Annotated in this window: 13 protein-coding genes; 7 read left to right on the forward strand and 6 right to left on the reverse strand. The window is 50.7% G+C overall.

Annotated elements, in window-relative coordinates; genetic code table 11:
• Positions 1 to 45: 45 nt before the first annotated feature.
• Entirely contained in the window at positions 46 to 1,401 is a 1,356-nt protein-coding gene (gene gorA / locus OOK74_RS00325; RefSeq protein WP_278182852.1) for a glutathione-disulfide reductase, read from the reverse strand.
• Between the two features lie 118 nt (positions 1,402 to 1,519).
• Entirely contained in the window at positions 1,520 to 2,359 is an 840-nt protein-coding gene (locus OOK74_RS00330) for a 23S rRNA (adenine(2030)-N(6))-methyltransferase RlmJ (protein ID WP_278182853.1), read from the reverse strand.
• 308 nt (positions 2,360 to 2,667) lie between these two features.
• On the opposite strand from OOK74_RS00330, the gene prlC reads away from it, so the two are divergent.
• Positions 2,668 to 4,710, forward strand: coding sequence for an oligopeptidase A (gene prlC / locus OOK74_RS00335; RefSeq protein WP_278182854.1), 2,043 nt, complete (start codon positions 2,668 to 2,670; stop codon positions 4,708 to 4,710).
• 137 nt (positions 4,711 to 4,847) lie between these two features.
• On the forward strand, positions 4,848 to 7,019 hold the full coding sequence (gene uvrD / locus OOK74_RS00340; protein WP_278182855.1) for a DNA helicase II: 2,172 nt from the start codon (positions 4,848 to 4,850) through the stop codon (positions 7,017 to 7,019).
• Between the two features lie 754 nt (positions 7,020 to 7,773).
• Here the strand turns inward: uvrD and OOK74_RS00345 are convergent.
• The 3 genes from OOK74_RS00345 to rarD form a co-directional block, all read right to left on the reverse strand.
• The gene (locus tag OOK74_RS00345; protein ID WP_274723577.1) at positions 7,774 to 8,436 is read right to left on the reverse strand and encodes a LysE family translocator; all 663 of its coding nucleotides are present in this window, start codon (positions 8,434 to 8,436) and stop codon (positions 7,774 to 7,776) included.
• A gap of 60 nt (positions 8,437 to 8,496) precedes the next feature.
• Positions 8,497 to 9,315, reverse strand: coding sequence for an AraC family transcriptional regulator (locus tag OOK74_RS00350; RefSeq protein WP_274723576.1), 819 nt, complete (start codon positions 9,313 to 9,315; stop codon positions 8,497 to 8,499).
• 70 nt (positions 9,316 to 9,385) lie between these two features.
• A complete protein-coding gene (gene rarD / locus OOK74_RS00355) occupies positions 9,386 to 10,294 on the reverse strand; it encodes an EamA family transporter RarD (protein WP_347403813.1) in 909 nt (302 codons plus the stop codon).
• A 161-nt stretch (positions 10,295 to 10,455) separates the two neighbouring features.
• Between rarD and recQ the strand changes: the two genes are divergently transcribed.
• Complete coding sequence (recQ, locus tag OOK74_RS00360; protein ID WP_278182857.1) at positions 10,456 to 12,291, forward strand: ATP-dependent DNA helicase RecQ; 1,836 nt, start codon at positions 10,456 to 10,458, stop codon at positions 12,289 to 12,291.
• A gap of 245 nt (positions 12,292 to 12,536) precedes the next feature.
• On the opposite strand, the gene OOK74_RS00365 is transcribed toward recQ, so the two are convergent.
• Positions 12,537 to 14,366 (reverse strand): ABC transporter ATP-binding protein, encoded by a 1,830-nt coding sequence (locus OOK74_RS00365; RefSeq protein ID WP_278182858.1) that lies wholly within the window; start codon positions 14,364 to 14,366, stop codon positions 12,537 to 12,539.
• Between the two features lie 133 nt (positions 14,367 to 14,499).
• On the opposite strand from OOK74_RS00365, the gene OOK74_RS00370 reads away from it, so the two are divergent.
• The 4 genes from OOK74_RS00370 to fhuB all read left to right on the forward strand — a co-directional run bounded on the left by OOK74_RS00370 (position 14,500) and on the right by fhuB (position 20,436).
• Complete coding sequence (locus OOK74_RS00370) at positions 14,500 to 16,608, forward strand: TonB-dependent siderophore receptor (protein ID WP_278182859.1); 2,109 nt, start codon at positions 14,500 to 14,502, stop codon at positions 16,606 to 16,608.
• A 167-nt stretch (positions 16,609 to 16,775) separates the two neighbouring features.
• The gene (locus OOK74_RS00375) at positions 16,776 to 17,561 is read left to right on the forward strand and encodes an ABC transporter ATP-binding protein (RefSeq protein ID WP_278182860.1); all 786 of its coding nucleotides are present in this window, start codon (positions 16,776 to 16,778) and stop codon (positions 17,559 to 17,561) included.
• Positions 17,552 to 18,475, forward strand: a complete 924-nt coding sequence (locus OOK74_RS00380; protein WP_278182861.1) for an iron-siderophore ABC transporter substrate-binding protein — start codon at positions 17,552 to 17,554, stop codon at positions 18,473 to 18,475. Before OOK74_RS00375 ends, OOK74_RS00380 begins: the two co-directional genes overlap by 10 nt.
• A complete protein-coding gene (gene fhuB / locus OOK74_RS00385) occupies positions 18,475 to 20,436 on the forward strand; it encodes a Fe(3+)-hydroxamate ABC transporter permease FhuB (protein WP_278182862.1) in 1,962 nt (653 codons plus the stop codon). Before OOK74_RS00380 ends, fhuB begins: the two co-directional genes overlap by 1 nt.
• Positions 20,437 to 20,569 lie beyond the last annotated feature (133 nt).

Below are 20,569 nucleotides of genomic sequence, written 5' to 3' on the forward strand. Positions count from 1 at the left end.
ATACGGATTCGAATTAGGTATGTTTTTCAGTACCAGATGATTTAATTATCTCATGGTAACAAACTCTTCGGAGCCCGTCGGGTGGATCGCGACCACGGCATCGAAATCGGCTTTGGTGGCGCCCATTTTGATGGCGACTGCAAAACCTTGGATCATCTCATCCACCGCAAAACCGATGCCGTGTAGACCGACCACGGTTTGCTCTGGTCCGGCACACACTAGCTTCATTTTGCATGGCTGACGGTGAGCGGTGACCGCGGTGTACATTGCGGTAAAGCTCGATTGATACACTTTGACGTTTTGCGCGCCGTATTGCGCAATCGCTTGTGGCTCAGTTAAACCAATCGTGCCAATCGGTGGGTGGCTAAACACCACGGTGGGTACCAGCTGGTAATCCATCTTGGCATTTGGTTGGTTGTTGAACAGTCGCCCAGACAGTTGACGTCCAGCTTTTACTGCCACTGGCGTGAGTTCAATACCACCATCCATAATATCTCCGACGCAGTAAATGCCGGCCACATTGGTATTTTGCCACGCATCGACTTTGATATAGCCTTGCTCATTGGTTGCCACACCGGTAGCCGCCAAATTGATTGCATCGGTAGCGGGATGGCGACCAATTGCCCAAATCAGCGTATCGACGTTATAGGTCTGGCCATTTTCCAGATGCAGAGTCAGGCTGCCATCGGCTTCTTTTACTACTTGTTTTGGCACGCTATGGGTATGCAGTTGTGGCCCTTCCGCGTTCATAACCTCGACCAAAGTATCGATGATCAATGGATCGAAGCTGCGCAGTGGCGACTGTTTACGGCAGAACAGGTGGGTTTCAGTGCCGAGCGCGTTGAGCACGCCAGCAATTTCGACCGCGATATAGCCAGCGCCAATCACGGCTACGCGTTTCGGCTGCTCGGTCAGCTCGAAAAAGCCGTTAGAGTCAATGCCGTATTCTGCGCCTGGAATATTGGGAATTGTCGGACGACCACCTACGGCGATCAAAATATGATCGGCGGTATAGTGCTCGCCATTCACTTCCACGGTTTTGCTATCGATAAAACGAGCAAAGCCTTTGATCACTTGGACTTTATTGTTGCCCAGTACCCGATCGTAAGATTGATGAATACGACCAATGTAAGCTTGGCGGCTTGCGATCAGTGTCGCCCAGTTGAAGTTTTTCACCTCGACATCGAAGCCGTAGTCTTTGGCGTATAGATGCATCGCTTCGGCGATTTGCGCCCCATGCCACATCACCTTTTTCGGTACGCAGCCGACGTTGACACAAGTGCCGCCTAAATCTTGCGCTTCAATCAGCGCAACTTTCGCTCCGTACATCGCTGCGCGGTTAGCAGAAGCGATCCCGCCGCTGCCGCCGCCAATGCACAGGTAGTCAAAATGTGTTGCCATTACTTTCTCCAATTATCTTGCGTGAAGTGGGCAAAATAGCCACTTCACTCTCTTTTGTTGTCTTTTTTATATCGGGGCGGCACGGGCATAATTCACTAGCCTTGCGCAAAATAGCGACTTATTCCGGTACGATCCATTGTAATTTGTAATGGCCAGTGGCTGGGGCAATCGCCTGCTGGAGAAACGGCAAAATGGTTTGCATCTGGTTTTCCAGCGTCCATGGCGGATTAATCACAATCATGCCTGAGGCGGTCATACCGCGCTCATTGGTATCCGGAGATACGCCAAGCTCAATTTGTAAAATTTTACGGATGCCTAAGTTTTGTAAGCCTTGTAGCATGTCATCAATATCGCAGCGATTGACCACCGGATACCAAATTGCGTAAATGCCAGTAGCCCAACGTTGGTGGCTGTGTGCGATCGCTCGTACCACATCGCGATACTCTTTTGCCAGCTCATACGGCGGATCAATCAGCACTAAACCGCGCCGTTCACGCGGTGGCAAACTGGCTTTGAGGCGGGTAAAGCCATCTTCTTTATAGATTGAAACTTGGCGATCGCGGTGGAATTCTTGTTCGAGCAGTGGGTAATCGCTCGGATGCAGCTCGGTCAGCACCATGCGATCTTGTTCACGCAGATGAGCGCGTGCAACGCGTGGTGAACCTGGGTAGTAACGCAGCGTGTCACCTTGATTGAGTTGACGAATGGCATCGAGATAGCTCTCGAGCTGCTCTGGAGTCGTCTCTTGTTGCCACACACGGGCAATCCCTTGTTTGTATTCGCCGGTTTTTTCCGACCACTCATGGGTCAGATCGTAACGCCCCACACCAGAGTGAGTATCGTGGTAGACGAACGGTTTCTCTTTTTGCTGCAGAGAAGTCAGGATCAGGCTTTGCACAATATGCTTAAGCACATCGGCATGGTTGCCCGCATGAAAACTGTGTCGGTAACTTAACAAAATAGGCTCTCAAATCCGCTTGAGCGGTAGTGTAGTGGCGGTGTAGGCAATGACCGCCAGCAATAGACATCACATATTGGCTCGATTATATACCGATTTATCACCGAGCGCGCAGCGGTGCGGTGCGCTTTTTTATGTCGCCAAGGCGGGCTGAATCGTAGAGTGGCTGGCACGTGAACCACGTTGGTGGATTGAATCGCGCTCAACAATGCAGCTCACCTATTGAAAAAACAGGCTGCCACCTATATTTATGAAATTAACCTCGGGTCGAATTGCGGCCTGCCTTGATGCTGAACAGGAATCCATTTATGTCAAATCCACTTGTTACCTTTACGGATCTGCCGCCATTTGCGGCGCTAAAACCGGAGCACGTAAAGCCAGCGGTTGAGCAGGCCATCGCGGATTGTCGCCGTACCATTGATCAGGTGGTGGCGGATCACCCGCAGCCGAGCTGGGAAACGGTGATCGCACCGATTGAAGCGATCGATGATCGTTTGAGCCGTATTTGGTCGCCGGTCAGTCATCTTAATTCGGTACTGAACAGCGATGCATTGCGCGAAGCGTATGAAAGCTGCTTGCCGTTGTTGTCTGAATATGGCACTTGGGTTGGACAGCACAAAAAGCTATTCGAAGCCTATAAAACCATTAAACAGAGTGCGGAGTTTGCGACGCTGAGTCGCGCTCAGCAAAAAACCATTAGTGATAGTTTGCGTGATTTTGAGTTGTCCGGGATTGGTCTGCCGGCACAACAGCAAAAACGTTATGGCGAAATCAGCAAACGCATGTCGGAACTGAGTTCTAAATTCTCCAATAACGTGCTGGATGCGACTATGGGCTGGAGCAAGCAGATCACTGAGGTCAATCAGCTGGCGGGAATGCCAGAATCGGCACTGGCGGCGGCGCAAGCGGCGGCCGAGGCCAAAGGTTTAGAGGGCTATTTGCTGACGTTAGACATTCCCTCTTACCTGCCGGTGATGACCTACTGTGATAATCAAGCGCTGCGGCAAGAAGTGTATCAAGCGTATGTGACTCGCGCTTCGGATCGCGGCCCGAATGCCGGTCAATGGGACAACAGTGAAATCATCGCCGAGCAACTAAAGCTGCGCCATGAAATTGCGCAAATGCTTGGTTTTAGCACTTACAGTGAAAAATCACTGGCGACCAAAATGGCGCAAACCACCGATCAAGTGCTCGGTTTCTTAAACGATTTAGCCAGCAAGGCCAAACCGCAAGGTGAGCGCGAAGTGGAAGAGCTACGTCAGTTTGCACAAAGTGAGTTTGGTGTTAACCAGCTTGAGTTATGGGATATTGCCTACTACAGCGAAAAGCAAAAGCAGCACCTGTTTGACATCTCTGATGAAGAGCTGCGCCCTTATTTCCCTGAGCAAAAAGTGGTGAATGGCCTGTTTGAAGTGCTTAACCGCTTGTTTGGTATGCAAGTTAAAGAGCGGCAAGGGGTTGATGTATGGCACCCGTCGGTGCGCTTTTTCGATATTTTTGATCAGCAAGGCACCCTGCGCGGTAGCTTTTATCTCGATCTGTATGCGCGTGAGCACAAGCGCGGTGGCGCGTGGATGGATGAGTGTCGGGTGCGCCGTCGCACCGCCAGTGGTGAACTGCAAACGCCGGTGGCTTATTTAACCTGCAACTTTAACCGCCCAGTCGGCGATAAGCCGGCGCTGTTTACCCACGATGAAGTCACCACCTTGTTCCACGAATTTGGTCACGGCATTCACCATATGCTGACTCAAGTGGAGATCGGTGCGGTGTCCGGTATCAATGGCGTGCCGTGGGATGCGGTCGAGCTGCCAAGCCAATTTTTGGAAAACTGGTGCTGGCAAGAAGAGGCGCTGGCCTTTATCTCCGGCCATTACCAAACAGGTGAACCGCTACCTAAAGCGATGTTGGATAAAATGCTGGCCGCGAAAAACTTCCAATCGGCGATGTTTATTTTGCGTCAGCTGGAGTTTGGATTGTTTGATTTTACGCTGCACACCACCTACGACCCGGAAGTTGGGCCACAAGTGTTAGAAACCTTGGCGCAAGTGAAAAGTAAAGTCGCAGTACTGCCGAGCTTGGAGTGGAATCGCTTCTCGCACAGTTTTAGCCATATTTTTGCTGGTGGCTACAGCGCGGGTTACTACAGCTACTTATGGGCAGAAGTGCTTTCCGCCGACGCTTTTTCGCGTTTTGAACAAGAAGGCATTTTCAACCCTGAGGCTGGCCACAGCTTCCTGACCCACATTCTCGAAATGGGCGGTAGTGAAGAGCCGATGGAGCTATTTAAGCGCTTCCGTGGCCGCGAGCCGCAAATTGATGCCTTGCTGCGTCATGCCGGTATTGCCGCTTAAACCCTTGCCAATCAGCCCACTTCAGGGTGGGCTGAACACTTTCTTGCTTCTTATTTACCGCTCCAAGTCGTTTGGGGATATTCCACAATTAGGGTTATAATCGTCGCCATTATGTATAAATAACCAGTGGCGAAGTCATGATCGATCCCTCTCTGTTACTCGATGGTCTCAACGATAAACAACGCGAAGCGGTGGCTGCGCCACTGGAAAATTTGCTGATCTTAGCGGGTGCTGGCAGTGGTAAAACTCGGGTATTAGTTCATCGCATCGCATGGTTGATGACGATGGAGCAAGCATCACCATTTTCGGTTATGGCGGTGACGTTCACCAATAAAGCCGCGGCCGAAATGCGGGGTCGGATTGAAGAGCTGATGCATGGCACCGCTTCTGGCATGTGGTGTGGGACTTTCCACGGCATTTGTCACCGCATTTTGCGCGCCCACTATCTCGATGCCAAGTTGGTGGAAGATTTCCAAATCATCGACAGTGATGATCAGCAACGTCTGCTCAAGCGCTTGATTAAAGCGCACAATCTGGATGATAAACAGTGGCCGGCCCGCCAAGTCGCGTGGTGGATCAACAATCAAAAAGATGAAGGATTGCGTCCGGCGCACATCAATGCGTTTGATCCGGTCACACAAACCTACCTTAAGCTGTATACCGCTTACCAAGATGCGTGCGATCGCGCCGGTTTGGTCGATTTTGCGGAAATTTTACTGCGCAGCCTAGAGCTGCTGCGAGGTAATCAAGATATTCGTCAGCACTATCAAACACGTTTTAAACACATTTTGGTCGACGAGTTTCAAGATACCAACGCCATTCAGTACGCTTGGCTGCGCATGATGGCTGGTGCCGAGTCCCATGTGCTGATCGTCGGTGATGATGACCAATCGATTTACGGTTGGCGTGGCGCGCGCGTGGAAAATATTGAGAAATTTACCCGCGAATTCCCGAGCGTGAATACCATTCGTCTGGAGCAAAACTACCGTTCGACCAAAACCATTTTGCAGGCATCCAACGCGTTGATCGCTAACAACAGTGAGCGGATGGGTAAACAGCTGTGGACCGATGGCGTAGTCGGAGAGCCGATTTCGGTGTACTCGGCGTATAACGAACTGGATGAAGCGCGCTTTGCGGTGAGCAAAATCAAAGCCTGGCACGAGCAAGGTGGCAGCTTGACCGATTGCGCGATTTTGTATCGTAACAATGCCCAGTCGCGGGTGTTGGAAGAAGCGCTGCTGCAAGCTCGCCTGGCTTATCGGATCTACGGCGGAATGCGCTTTTTCGAGCGACAAGAGATCAAAGATGCGCTGAGTTATCTGCGCTTAATCAATAACCGCAATGACGATACCGCGTTTGAACGGGTGATCAACACTCCGCCGCGTGGTTTAGGTGACAAAACGCTGGAAACTGTGCGCTTTGCTGCGCGCGATCGCGGTTGCACCTTATGGCAAGCCAGTATTAGCTTGCTCAGTGAGCAAGTGTTGACCGGTCGCGCGGCGGGTGCGCTGAGTCGCTTTGTCGAACTGATTAATGCTCTGGAAGATGAAGGGGTTGAGATGCCGCTGCATGTGCTGACCGACCATGCGGTGAAAACATCAGGCTTGTTTGATATGTATCAGCAAGAGAAAGGCGAAAAATCCAAAGCGCGGATTGAAAACTTGGAGGAGCTGGTCAGTGCAACGCGCCAATTTGATAAGCCAGAAGAAGCGCAAGAGATGAGTATGCTGACCGCATTTTTGACTCATGCGGCACTTGAAGCGGGCGAAGGGCAAGCTGATGAGCACAGCGATGCGGTGCAATTGATGACCTTACACAGCGCGAAAGGGTTGGAATTCCCACTGGTGCTGATGGTGGGAGCCGAAGAGGGCATGTTCCCCAGCCAGATGTCGGCAGAAGATCCGGGGCGTCTCGAAGAAGAGCGCCGACTGTGCTATGTCGGTATGACCCGTGCGATGCAAAAACTCTACATTACTTACGCTGAGATGCGCCGTCTGTATGGGCAAGACAAGTACCACAAGCCATCGCGTTTTATTCGCGAATTGCCAGAGAGCTGCTTGGATGAAGTGCGTATGAAAGCGCAAGTCAGCCGCCCAACCAGTACCGGCCGCTTTAGCCAAACCGTGGTCAAAGAGAGCTTTAACGAAACCGGTTTTAGTTTAGGCTCGCGAGTGCGCCATCCTAAATTTGGCGAAGGCACTATCATCAATTTTGAAGGCAGTGGCCCACAAAGCCGAGTGCAAGTGGCGTTTAATGGTGAAGGTATTAAGTGGCTGGTAACCGCTTACGCAAGATTAGAAAAGGTATAAGCAGCTTGGTGTGGTGGTATTGATTGCCTCTTTTTTGCAGCGGGGCAATCGGTTTGCGGTTGGGCTGCCCGCGATGTAAAACCACCAGAAAAGAAAGCCATCAGAAAATAACAGCTCAGAAAAGAAAACCGCAAAAAAGAAAACCCCGGGGGCAAGCCCACCGGGGTTAGAGTCTTACTCGCAGCATTCCAGCTACTAAAAAAGGTGCTCCCTGCATCAAATCCTTGATAGTAGGCTGTAATCCTTCAGCTCAATCCTTGCATCGCCTTCCTAGCGGTGTCCTGTGTCATCCATTACCACTCACTATCCTAGTGAGCACACATCACTTGTTCCCTGAGCGGTGTCCTTGACATCATCCTGATGTTCAATCCCTGCCTCGTCCAGAGGTGTCCATTTCCCATCCTGGTCGTTACCATCCTAGCAACGATTGCGTCCGTTCAATGTCCTGTTTCGCTTTCCCTGCCGACCATTCATCCTGAATGTCCGACTCTTCTTCCTGAAGATCACCAATCCTTGGTGGTTTCCTGTTCCGTATCAGTATCCTGCCGACAAGGTTTATCTTACTCAGCGGCGCGGGCTGAACAAGCTGATGAAATCGATTACTTTAGTGTTTAAAGATTAATCTATGATTTATTTTGTTTAAAAACAAAAGGTTGAGGTTTGGTGGTTGGTGGTTCTGGCACAATAAATCGAATTTATCCTACCCGCTTGTAGGAGATCTCTTACAAGCTGGTGGGATAAAGTAGAATGTTCGTCACCCAGCAGATTGGATCATGGCTTGACTCGCCTGCCATAAAATGCCGCCACCAGCCATAATAAACACGACTGCGCATACCTGATCGATATGGCGAGTAATACGTTGCATGCGCTGTTGCATGGGCTCGGTGGTAAGTAGCCAGGCTAAGCAAGAGAACCAGATGAGAGATAAACCCATCAAGATCAGAGCTGCACTCACTTTGCCAGAAAATGACATGCTAGCGGGAATGAGGCTAGATAATAGACTGACAAAAAACACTAAGGCTTTTGGGTTGAGTAGGTTGGTTGTTATGCCTTTGATAAAAGCTTGGCGTTGATGGTTTAGTTGTACAATCACTGAACTTGGTGCAGGTTGTGCTGAATTTGTTTTAGCGCTGAAGGATTGTAAAGCACCGATACCAAGATAGAGTAAATAACTGCCACCTGCCAATTGCAGCAGACTAAACAGCCAAGGTTGCTGTTTAACTAAGTAACTGATGCCGGTCAGGCTTAAGATCAGATGAATAAGAATGCCACATGATAAGCCTAGAGCGATCATGACTCCGGTTTTGCGACCATGTTGAGTGGCGTTTTGTATCACTAAAGCCACATCGGGTCCTGGGCTTAATAAGCCGATGCAATGTACGCCTGCTAATGTGAGTAAGATAGAAAATTCGCTCATAGTTTCTCCTTGGTTTTGACCCAAGTATCTACGCAGAGCATCGATCTAGCTTGTAAATTTTTAGCAGTGACGAATGAAAAGTGGGCGCTGAACTGCGGAAGGGGAAAGGCCGAAAGTTGATTTAAAGGCTTTGCTGAAATGCGCCTGATCGTAAAATCCGACTTGATAGGCAGCATCTGTGCCGGATGTACCACTTTGCAATAATTTCATCGACTGTTCTAGGCGCAAACGCTTTAGCCAAGCGTAAGGAGTCAGCCCTGTTTGTGCTTTGAAATGGCGTTGAAATTGAGTTGGAGAAAGATGGCATAGTTGTGCTAACTGCTCAAGTCTGAGCGGTTGATCAAGTTGGCTGAGAACCCACTCTTTGAGGATAGCCAAATTATGTTTGCCTAATGGTTTGACCGCAGGCTGTTTGAAATGGCTATAGCGGTGTAGTAGCGGTGCAAAACCTTGGTAGGGTAAGCAATCTTTAGCCAGTTGGCTGATATTATCTTGCTGCATTAGCTGGTGTAGCTGGCACAGTGAACGAAACAGTTGGGCATCCTCTACGATGAGTTGCTTAAAACCAATAATTTGCTCAAGATGCTGGGCTTGAAGAGTCTGTTGTAGCCACTCAGGCTCAATCGAAAACACTTGAACCTGATATCCAGCCTCATTGTGCGCTTGGCCATCATGCAGTTCATCTGGTGGCATCAGTACTAAGCCTCCTTGTCCCACTTGATGCCAAGCGCCTTGGTGATAAAAACGTTGTACTCCTTGAGTTATCATGCCGATATGGATATTTAGATGGTAGTGGCGCTCAAACGCAAACTGGCGATAGTCAGCGTTAATCAGACTAATTGCAGAGTAAGCGGTTGGGCAATAATTCACTTTATCCATAGGGACCAAAAATGTGGCTAATTTTCTATTATTTTAGTCAGTAATATTATCCCTGACTTGTAAAAAATCCTCAGCGGTTACGCTGGTGGCGCGCTACTCGTGCGGTTTTTAAGCCATCGAAGCTAAATATCAGCAACGCACTCCAAATAAAGGCAAACGTGAGCGCTTTATCGCTGGAAAATGCTTCACCGTAGATCAGCACCGCCAGCAAAAACATTAAACTTGGGCCGATATATTGGAAAAATCCCAGCGTTGAGAGCTTAAGGCGTGCCGCGGCACCGGTAAAACACAGCAGTGGTAAGGTGGTGACTACACCAGCGCACACCAGCAGAAGATTGAGCTGCCAAGGGTTAAGCGCCATATTGCTGGTGGTGGTGTCGGCGATCCAGAACAGATAAATCGCGGCGGCAGGCAGCATAAATAGGGTTTCCAGAAACAGTCCGGTTTGCGCATCGATTTGGATTTTTTTGCGCAGCAAACCATAAACACCAAAGGTTGTGGCAAGGGCGATGGCGACAATTGGTACCGAGCCAAACACCACGAGCTGAATTGCTACGCCAATTGCGGCCAGCATCACTGCAAACCACTGCAATTTGCGTAGTCGCTCACCCAAAAACAGCATACCGAGCAGCACGTTGAGTAGTGGGTTAATGTAGTAGCCTAAACTGGCGTCGAGCAGGTGATTAGAGTTTATCGCCCAGATAAAAATCAGCCAGTTAACCCCAACCAAGAGTGCGGTGATCAACAGTAAGCCCAATTTTCGCGGCGTTTTCACCACACTTTGTACATTACCCCAACGGCGGCCAAGTTGGACCAAAATCGCCAAGAGGAAAAACGACCACAGCACTCGATGACTGAGAATTTCAAGGGCAGAAACTGCGCCAAGTGCTTTGAAATAGATTGGTGCTATGCCCCACATGGTGTAGGCACTAACGGCAAGTAGCATGCCTTTTCTGGCATCTTGTTGTTCGGGAGTCATGAGTCGCTTCTTTGGTTATGATGACCAGCTTGGCTGGTGAAGAAAGCAAAGTATAACCTGAGAATGCTAGCGCGTACGCATTTTGCGGTTTTATTCACCGAGTATCCCCTCTACAATAGCCGGCTGATTGACCACCTAAACGCGCCGTGCACACGATTATTATGACCGCCACCTTACTTGCTGAATCTTCGCCACTGTTAACTTCACCACAACGTGTCTTACACGAGGTGTTTGGCTACCAGCAATTTCGGGTTGGTCAGCAAGAGGTGATTGATGCGGCGTTACAAGGGCGTGATAGCTTAGTGATCATGCCCACCGGAGGCGGTAAGTCGCTGTGTTACCAGATCCCAGCGCTGGTGCGAGAAGGGGTAACGCTGGTGATTTCGCCCTTGATCTCTTTAATGAAAGATCAGGTTGACCAACTCAAAGCCAACGGTGTGGCGGCTGAATGTGTCAACTCAACGTTAACTCGCGAAGAGTTGCAGGCGATTTACCAGCGGATGCACGCTGGTCAGCTTAAGCTGCTGTACGTGTCACCTGAGCGGGTGCTGAGCGCAGAGTTTATTGAACGGCTTAGCCATGTATCGTTAGCGATGATTGCGGTGGATGAAGCGCACTGTATCTCGCAGTGGGGGCACGATTTTCGCCCGGAATACGCGGCGCTAGGCCAACTGAAGCAGCGTTTTCCACAGGTTGCGGTGATGGCGCTGACCGCGACCGCCGATGATGCGACTCGGCACGATATTATGCAGCGTCTGCAGCTTAATCAGCCGCATCAATATCTGGGCAGTTTTGATCGGCCGAATATTCGCTATATGTTGGTGGAAAAGCATAAGCCGGTTGCACAAGTGATCCGCTATCTGGAAACGCAACGTGGTCAGTGTGGGATCATCTATTGCGGTAGCCGCAAAAAAGTCGAGATGCTCACCGAAAAACTGTGCAACAACCATATCCGTGCTGCCAGCTATCATGCTGGTATGGAGGCCGATCAGCGCGCTTGGGTGCAAGAAGCGTTTCAGCGTGATGATGTGCAAATTGTGGTCGCGACCGTGGCATTTGGCATGGGGATCAACAAACCCAACGTGCGTTTTGTGGTGCATTTTGATATTCCGCGCAATATCGAATCTTACTATCAGGAAACCGGCCGCGCTGGGCGCGATGGTTTACCGGCCGAAGCGATGATGTTGTACGACCCAGCCGATATGAGTTGGCTGCGGCGTATGCTGGATGAAAAGCCCGATGGAGCGCAAAAGCAGGTTGAAAGCCACAAATTGACCGCGATGGGCGCATTTGCCGAAGCGCAAACTTGTCGTCGCCAAGTATTGCTCAATTATTTTGGTGAGTACCGAGATCAGCCGTGCGCCAACTGCGATATCTGTCTTGATCCGCCGAAACATTTTGATGCCACTGAGCAGGCGCGTAAGGCGCTGTCGTGTGTGTATCGAATTAACCAAAATTTCGGGATTGGTTATGCGGTGGAAGTGTTGCGCGGTATGCAAAATATCCGTATCCGTGAACATGGCCACGATAAAATCACCACCTACGGGATTGGCCGTGATCACAGCCATGATTACTGGGTGAGCATTTTTCGTCAGTTGATCCACAAAGGTTTGCTCTATCAAAACATCACTCGCAATTCGACCTTGCAACTGACCGAAGAGGCGCGCCCTTTGCTGCGCGGCGAGATGAATTTACAACTGGCGGTGCCGCGCTTAGATACCGCGGTGCGCGCGGCAAAATCGGACAAACTGGCCAGCAAAAATTACGATAAAAAGCTGTTTGCTAAACTGCGAAAACTGCGTAAGGCGATCGCCGATGAGGATAATTTGCCGCCTTATGTGGTGTTTAGCGACGCCACCTTGATTGATATGGCCGAGATCATGCCGACCTCTTATGGTGAAATGTTGGCGGTGAATGGGGTTGGCCAGCGTAAGCTGGAAAAATACGCCGATCCGTTTTTGGATCTGATCGAACAACATTTGACGGGGTATAGTTGAGCCGAGCTTTAGCCGGTATCCGCCTCTTTGGCTGGCCGTATTCGCAGCACCAGCTTAGTTCGCAGCTGGTGCTGGTCTTAGAATGATCGGCCGGATCAGCCAATTTACTTATCCCCTTCCTACTTGAAGCTGCAGCGGTGTTGGCTACGTTCCTTCACCCCAATCACGTAGCTTGTCTACTATGCTCATCGGGACTCACTTGCCGCCTACCTGCAACTCCAAGTGGTTTGGGTATAGATCAACGGCTAGTCTTCACCAATAAAGCCACCAGTTTGATGGGCCCATAATTGAGCATAAATGCCGTTGTGCGCCAGTAGTGCTTGATGGGTGCCCTGCTCAACAATCTTACCTTCATCCATCACAATCAGGCGATCCATCGCGGCAATGGTCGATAAGCGGTGCGCAATCGCAATCACAGTTTTACCCGCCATTAAGCTGTGTAAATTGTCTTGGATCGCCGCTTCCACTTCGGAATCAAGCGCTGAGGTGGCTTCATCCATGATCAGAATTGGCGCGTTTTTCAGCAGTACGCGAGCAATCGCAATTCGCTGCCGTTGACCGCCAGACAGTTTTACGCCGCGCTCACCCACTTGCACATCGTAGCCACTGTGACCCTGCTCATCTTGCAGATCTAAAATAAACTCGTGCGCGTGAGCCTGACGAGCCGCCTCGTACAACCCGTGCTGGTCTGCATCTGGATTGCCATACAAAATATTATCGCGGATCGAGCGATGCAGCAGTGAGGTATCTTGAGTGATCATGCCGATATGGTGGCGCAGTGATTGTTGGCAGACTTGGCTAATGTCTTGCCCATCAATTTGAATTTGGCCACTTTGCACATCATAAAAACGCAGCAGTAAATTCACTAAGGTTGATTTACCTGCCCCAGAGCGACCAACAATACCGACTTTTTCCCCAGCTTGGATCACTAAGTTGAGATCCTCCAGCACGGTTTTGTGCTCACTATAACCAAAACGGACCTGAGAGAAACGCAGCTCACCGGATGTGACTTGCAGCGGTTTGGCCGATGGCGCATCGGCAATTTCGACCGGTTTTGCGATGGTGTGCATGCTGTCGATCACGGTACCGACACTTTCAAACAGCGCACGAATTTCCCACATGATCCACTTCGACATGCCTTGCATGCGCAGCGCAATGGTGATGCCAATCGCGATCACGCCCACGCTTACCGTTTCGGCAAGCCACAATTGGATAGATAGCGCGGCAATGCTAAACAGCAGCAGATAGTTGATCAGATCGACACTGTACAGCAGCGCAGTTAAGGTGCGCATTTGGCGATAGACAGTATGCAAAAATTGGCGCATTCCCGATTGTGCATAGTCAGTTTCACGCTGTGAATGGGAAAACAATTTAACGGTGGTGATGTTGGTATAGGTATCAACAATGCGCCCAGTCATTTGCGATTGTGCGTTGGCTTGATCGGTGGAAATGGTTTTTAGGCGCGGTACAAAATAGATCTGAATGACGATATAGCACAGTAGCCAAATCGCAATCGGCAGCACTAAGATTTTATCGGCTTCAGCAATCATCACCAGCATCGAAACCATATACACCGCGATATAGACCGACAGATCGACCAATTTCAGCACCGTTTCGCGCACGCTATTGGCATTTTGCATCACTTTGGTCGCCACCCGACCAGCAAAATCGCGCTGGAAGAAACCAATACTCTGTTTGAGTAAGTAGCGATGGGTCGACCAGCGGATCGCCATGGGGTAATTACCCAAAATGGTTTGATGCAGCAACATCGAGTGTACTAACGCCAAAACCGGCATCACCACCAGGATCAGTGCCGCCATCATCCACAGTCGTTCACCGTGCATTTCCCAAAAATTCGTCCGGCTTTGAGTGCTGAGAATATCGACAATTTCGCCCATGTAACGCACTAAGGTGACTTCCGAGAGTGCGACACAGCCACTGAGCAGTGACATCAGTAGCAGTGGTTTTTCAAAGCCTTGCGAATAATAACGGCAAAATGCCAGTAATGAATTCGGCGGCGTTGCCGGCTCGTGAGCTGGGAAAGGTTCGGTCAGTTTTTCAAACCATCGAAACATGAACAAGATGCCCTACTGAATAAAGTTGATAGAAGTCGCAATTTTTTGCTTTTTAATTAAGTCGATTATCACTAAAATTGCGTAAAATTAATACTAATAAAAATGATTCTCATATTATAGGATGGGTTTTATCATGCGTAATAGGCTCCCGAGTCAACTCGGACAACAGATTGGTCGTGCGCTGAATTGGCGCTGGTTCTCAGTGCTATGGCTGGCGGCTCCGGTGGCGATCGCCGCCAGCGATGCGCCAAGCGAGAACCAAACCTTGGAAACGCTGGTGGTGACAGCTTCAGCACTGAAAGTGGAAACACCCGCTCAAGAAATGCCCACCGCGTTATCAATGGTCACAGAGCAAGATTTAGCGGCTCGCGCACCACAAAAATTAGATGAAGCGCTGCGCTATACTGCGGGCGTGACGGCTCAGCCTTATGGAGCCGATAATGATACCGATTGGCTTAAAGTGCGTGGTTTTGACGCGGCCACTTATCAAGATGGTAGCCGTCTATTTCGTGATGGTTACTACACTTGGTTGGTTGAGCCTTACGCGTTAGAGCGGATTGAAATACTCAAAGGTCCGGCCTCGATTTTGTATGGTGAGGCACCTCCGGGCGGGGTGGTTAACGCGGTACAGAAGAAGCCAACGGATATCCCGCAAGGTGAAATGGGCGTGCAAATCGGTAACGATGCGCTGCGCAGCTTCAATCTGGATATTTCTGATTATGCCAATCAAGACGGTTCAATGCGCTACCGTTTAGTGGCGATGGTGAAAGAGAACGATGGTCAGTTAAATGGCACTTATGCTCGCCGTTACTACCTTGCGCCAAGTTTGAGCATGGATATTTCTGAGCAAACTCGGCTGACTCTGCTCGCGAGCTTGTTAGACGATAGCGGTGTGCCGACTAACCCATTTTTCCCTGCTTCTGGTACGCTGATCGACTCCAACTTTGGCAAAATCGATCCATCAACCAACTTAGGCCAGCCAGATTATGATCAATATCAGCGCCGTCAAATATCGGTGGGTTACCTGCTTGAGCATGAGCTGAATCAGACTTGGGCGCTGGCGCAGAGTTTTAACTACGGCAATAACGATCTCTATTTGCGCAGTAGTTATGCTAAGTATGAATTCCCTAGTAATGATTCGAATACGTTAGAACAGGGCCTGGTATTTCGTGATGGCTCAACCGCAAGCTTGAGCTTAGATAATAAAGCGCTGGCTAAGTGGGATACCGCGCGTCTACAACATACTCTGCTGCTCGGCTTAGAGTTGCAGCGCCATCAAACCAAAGGCGCTGAGTTTGATGAGTACAGTTTTGGTACCATCAATCCATTTAATCCTGAGTATGGTAACTACACGCCGATCAATGAAGCGAATGCGACGGATCGCACCATCACTAAACAGCAAGCCAGCCTCTACACTCAATATCAAATCAAATTTGATCAGCAGTGGATTGGGGTCGTCGGTGGGCGTATGGATTGGGTGGATACTGAAAACCACAACCAAACCTCCGGTCAGCATAAAAAACGCAATGATGCAGAGTTTTCCCTGAATGCTGGGCTGATGTATCTGGCCAGCAACGGCTTATCCCCTTACGTGAGTTATGCCCAATCGTTTGATGTCTTGAGTTCCCTAGATTTCAAAACTCAAGAGCTGTATAAGCCGCTCAAAGGTGAGCAAGTGGAAGTCGGTGTTAAGTACCAACCGCAGTGGTACGATGGTTATCTCAACCTCGCTTGGTTTGATATTACTCAACAGAATGCGCTGGTGACGAACCCTGAGAATTTCGTGGCAACTCAGACTGGTGAAGTGACCTCGCAAGGGGTGGAAATTGAAACGGTCGGTTATTTAAGCAATAACTTGAAGCTGACCGCCAGTTACACCTTTACCAATGCCAAAACGGATGAAACCAATCTAAATGGTACACAGCAGGCGGGCTTGATCCCGAAACATCAAGCGTCGGCGTGGCTCGATTATGATGCCAGCCAGCTTGGCCTTTCTGGTTGGACGTTTGGCTCTGGAGTGCGTTATATCGGCGAGTCGAAAGATAACCCACGTTCGAGCTATCGCAGCGTACCGAGTGTTACCTTAGTCGATCTGATGATGGGCTATGAAATTACCGAAAACTGGCAAGCGCAGCTGAATATCAGTAATCTGTTTGATCGCGAGTTTGTCTCAGCTTGTGATTATTGGTGCTATTACGGCCAGTCACGCAGCGCGGTGCTCAGTGCCAACTATCGTTGGTAATCACGGCTTGCTGATACTCGCCACTATCCTTGGTCATGGGGCTAAGGATAGTGGCCAAGCGGCGACTGATAATGGCGTGAGCCGTTGAGATTGGCTTAGCGCCTAGTGCAATTCCCGCTGAGAGCGGGATTTGTTGTTTTTGTTGATCAGTGATGATGAGGGGATCAATGTTTCAATTGGCGGATATTCAAATGGTGCGCGCTGGGCGTACTATTTTGGCCATCGATGAGTTGACCATTCCAACCAATCAACTAACCGTTGTGCTGGGTCACAACGGTTCAGGTAAATCGACCTTAGTCAGTTTATTGTCTGGTCAACAAGCGGCGGACAGTGGTCAAGTGACGCTCAACGGTCAATCAATCACCGCTTTGCCGAGTAAAACCCTCGCTAAGGCAGTGGCGTTTTTGCCGCAAAAATTGCCCACCAGTGCCGGCTTAACCGTGCGCGAATTAGTGCGTTTAGGCCGTTTCCCGTGGCGTGGTACCTTAGGGCGCTGGCGTCAGCAAGATGAGCAGATCATCGATGCGGCGTTGCAAAAAACCGGCGTTAGTCAGTTTGCTGATAGTTTGGCTGATGACCTCTCTGGCGGTGAACGGCAACGCGCCTGGGTCGCGATGTTACTGGCGCAGCAATCGCCGGTACTGATTTTAGATGAGCCGACCTCGGCGCTGGATGTGCATCACCAATATCAGTTAATGGCACTGTTGGCCGAGCTGAATCAAACCCAAGGGGTTGGGGTGATTGTGATTTTGCATGATCTTAATCTGGCGCTGCGCTATGCCACCCATATTGTTGCGCTCAAGCAGGGCAAGGTGGCCTTTGCTGGGCGCAGCGAATTGCTGCTGGATGAGCAGCGTTTATCGGATTTATATCATTCACCAATCCGCTTGATCGATCATCCTAATCCTGTGGCTCACTCTGCAACAAATAAGGTCGCGATTGTATGTGCTTAATCTGTTTATCGAAACTCGGCCGCGCCTTGCTGGTGCTCAGTTTATTGGCTCTGCCAGTGCAGGCGCAAATCGTGATCACCGATAGCCAAGGTGAGCAGCGTTTCGCCAACGTTCCGCAGCGAGTGGTGGTGTTGAACTGGGATCTGCTTGAGCAGGTGTTGGAGCTGGGAGTGGAGCCCGTCGGCGCGCCTGAGTTGAGCTCTTATGCGCAGTGGGTGGTGCAGCCTGCGCTGCCTCATTCAGTGCAAGATGTTGGCACTCGCAACGAACCGAATTTAGAGAAAATTGCTGCGCTGCAACCGGATGTGATTTTAGCCGCCGGCCCGCAACAAGATCTATTGCCGATGCTGGGACGGATTGCTCCAGTGCTTTATCTACCTAACTTTGCTGAGCAAGATAACGCCGCGCAAGTGGCGATTGCGCACTTTACTACTTTAGCCACGCTATTTGGTCAGCAGTCGTTGGCCGAACAAAAGTTGCAGGCTATGCAGGCCCGTTTTGCTGAGCTGAAAGCTTCCCTGCAGCAGGCGTTTGGCGAAAGCTTACCGGCGGTCGTGCCGCTGCGTTTTGCTAACCCCACTTCGGTCTTTCTGTATACCGAAAACTCAACGCCGCACTATGTGGTTGAGCAGTTAGGTTTGTCGGTGGCTTTGCCTCAGCCAGCCAAAGAGTGGGGCATAGTGCAAAAACGCTTAAGTGATTTGCAGCATGTTGAGCACGGTTATGTGCTGTATTTTTTGCCCTTTGCCGAAGAGAAAAAAGTGCAACAGTCACTGCTATGGCGAGCGATGCCGTTTGTGCAAGCGGGACAGGTTAATTCGGTGCGCGCGGTGTGGAGCTATGGCGGGGCGATGTCGCTGCGCTATAGCGCAGAAGCGATCACTGAAAGTTTGCTGGCGGTAGCGCCACAGTGATGAGGGGATGGCATTTTTTCGGCTTGGCCGCGGTGACCTTGCTGGTGGCGATCTTAAGTGTGCAAGTCGGGCACCATTTAACGCTGCATGAGCAGTGGCAATTGGTGCTTGGCAAGCAAGCGGCACACAATTTTGCTCAAGTGAATTTCGTGTACGGGCAATTGCCGCGTGCGGTGATGGCGCTGGTGGTGGGGGCGGTGCTTGGCTTGGTCGGCAGTTTGATGCAACAACTGACACAAAACCGACTGACCTCGCCACTGACGCTGGGTACTTCATCCGGTGCTTGGCTTGGACTGATCATCGTTAATATCTGGTTTAGTGATTGGGTGGCCGATTACAGCGCGCTGGCGGCGATGGCCGGTGCCTTATTGGCTTTTGCGCTGATTATTGCGATTGCTGGGCTGCGCAACCTGACCGGGTTACCGCTGGTTGTGGCAGGGATGGTGGTTAACATCCTGCTCGGTTCAATCGCGACCGCTTTGGTACTGCTGCATGAAGAGTTTGCCCAGAATGTGTTTATGTGGGGCGCGGGCGATTTAGCGCAAAACGGTTGGGAGTGGTTAATTTGGCTTTTGCCACGCTTGGCCTTGCTGGTGCCGTTACTGCTGTTTGCGCCACGGGTGTTAACCTTATTGCGTTTAGGGCATGAAGGGGCGGCGGCGCGTGGTTTAGCGGTACTGCCTGCGTTTTTGCTATTGATGGCTGGTGGTATTTGGTTGGTGGCGGCCTCAATCACCGCAGTTGGGGTGATCGGTTTTATCGGACTTTTGACCCCCAATATTGCCCGCGCCTTCGGCGCGCGTACCCCGAAAGTTGAGCTGTACAGCAGCGCGCTGCTGGGCGCGTTATTGCTGCTGGTGACCGATATTTTGGCGATGACGCTTAGTGCGTGGAGCGAGCAAGTGGTACCAAGTGGGATCACGGCTGCGGTGATTGGCGCGCCAGCACTGATCTGGTTTAGTCGTCGCCCACTCAAAGCGCAAGATACACTGTCGATTTGTTTAGCGACCCGCCGATCTACTCCGGCCCGCTGGGCGGTGATTGGGATTGCGGCTGGGTTATTGCTTGGTTTGGCACTGCACATTGGATGGCAGATGCCAACTCATAGCTGGGCGCTGCCCAATCAGTTTCAATGGCCGCTGCGTTGGCCACGATTACTGACCGCACTGTTTGCTGGGGTTGGTTTAGCGGTGGCAGGGACCGTGCTACAACGGTTGATTTATAACCCATTAGCCAGCCCAGATATTTTGGGCGTCTCTTCCGGAGCCACTTTTGCTTTGGTATTTGCGAGCCTATTTCTTGGGCAAAGTTTGCAAACTACCCACTGGGCAACGGCATTGATCGGCAGTGCGGCGGTGTTGGTCGTGTTGCTGCTGCTCGGGCGTCGCCATCACTATGCACCTTCCAGTTTGATCCTCACCGGAATTGCCTTAACTGCGCTGCTTGAAGCGTTAGTGCAATTTACCTTGGCCAAAGGAAGTGGCGACAGCTATCAAATTTTACTGTGGTTATCGGGTTCCACTTATCGGGTGACTGGCGAGCAAGCGGTGCTGCTCAGCTTGGCGGTTGTGGGCTGTGGTCTGGTGGCACTCAGTTGGTCGCGTTGGCTCACGTTACTGTCGATTGGGCGTGATTTTGCCGCCACTCGCGGCTTAAGCCCACGTCGGGCGAGCTTATTGCTGCTGATGTTGGTTGCCACGTTGTGTGCGTTAGTCACCGCTACTATGGGGCCAGTGAGCTTTGTCGGTTTGATTGCGCCGCACATGGCGTTGATGCTCGGCGCGCAGCGTGCGGATTCACAATTACTGCTCGCGGCATTGATCGGCGGCACACTGCTGTTATGGGCCGATTGGCTAGGCCAAGCGTTACTGTTTCCGGCACAAATCGCCGCCGGCACTCTAGTCGCCATCATTGGCGGCAGTTATTTCCTATTGCTGCTACTAAGCCAACGCGCCCGTTAAGCGATGGGCGCTACGGCGCAGTGGTTAGTGTCGCAAATGGTAAATAAGCAATATAGCTGGATTGAAAAAAGAAAAACCGCAGCCAGTGATTATCAAAAGCCCCGGCAAAGCGGGGCAATTATCAAGTCACTAA

The sequence above is a fragment of the Vibrio misgurnus genome, from assembly GCF_029635775.1.
GTDB lineage: Bacteria > Pseudomonadota > Gammaproteobacteria > Enterobacterales > Vibrionaceae > Vibrio > Vibrio chanodichtyis.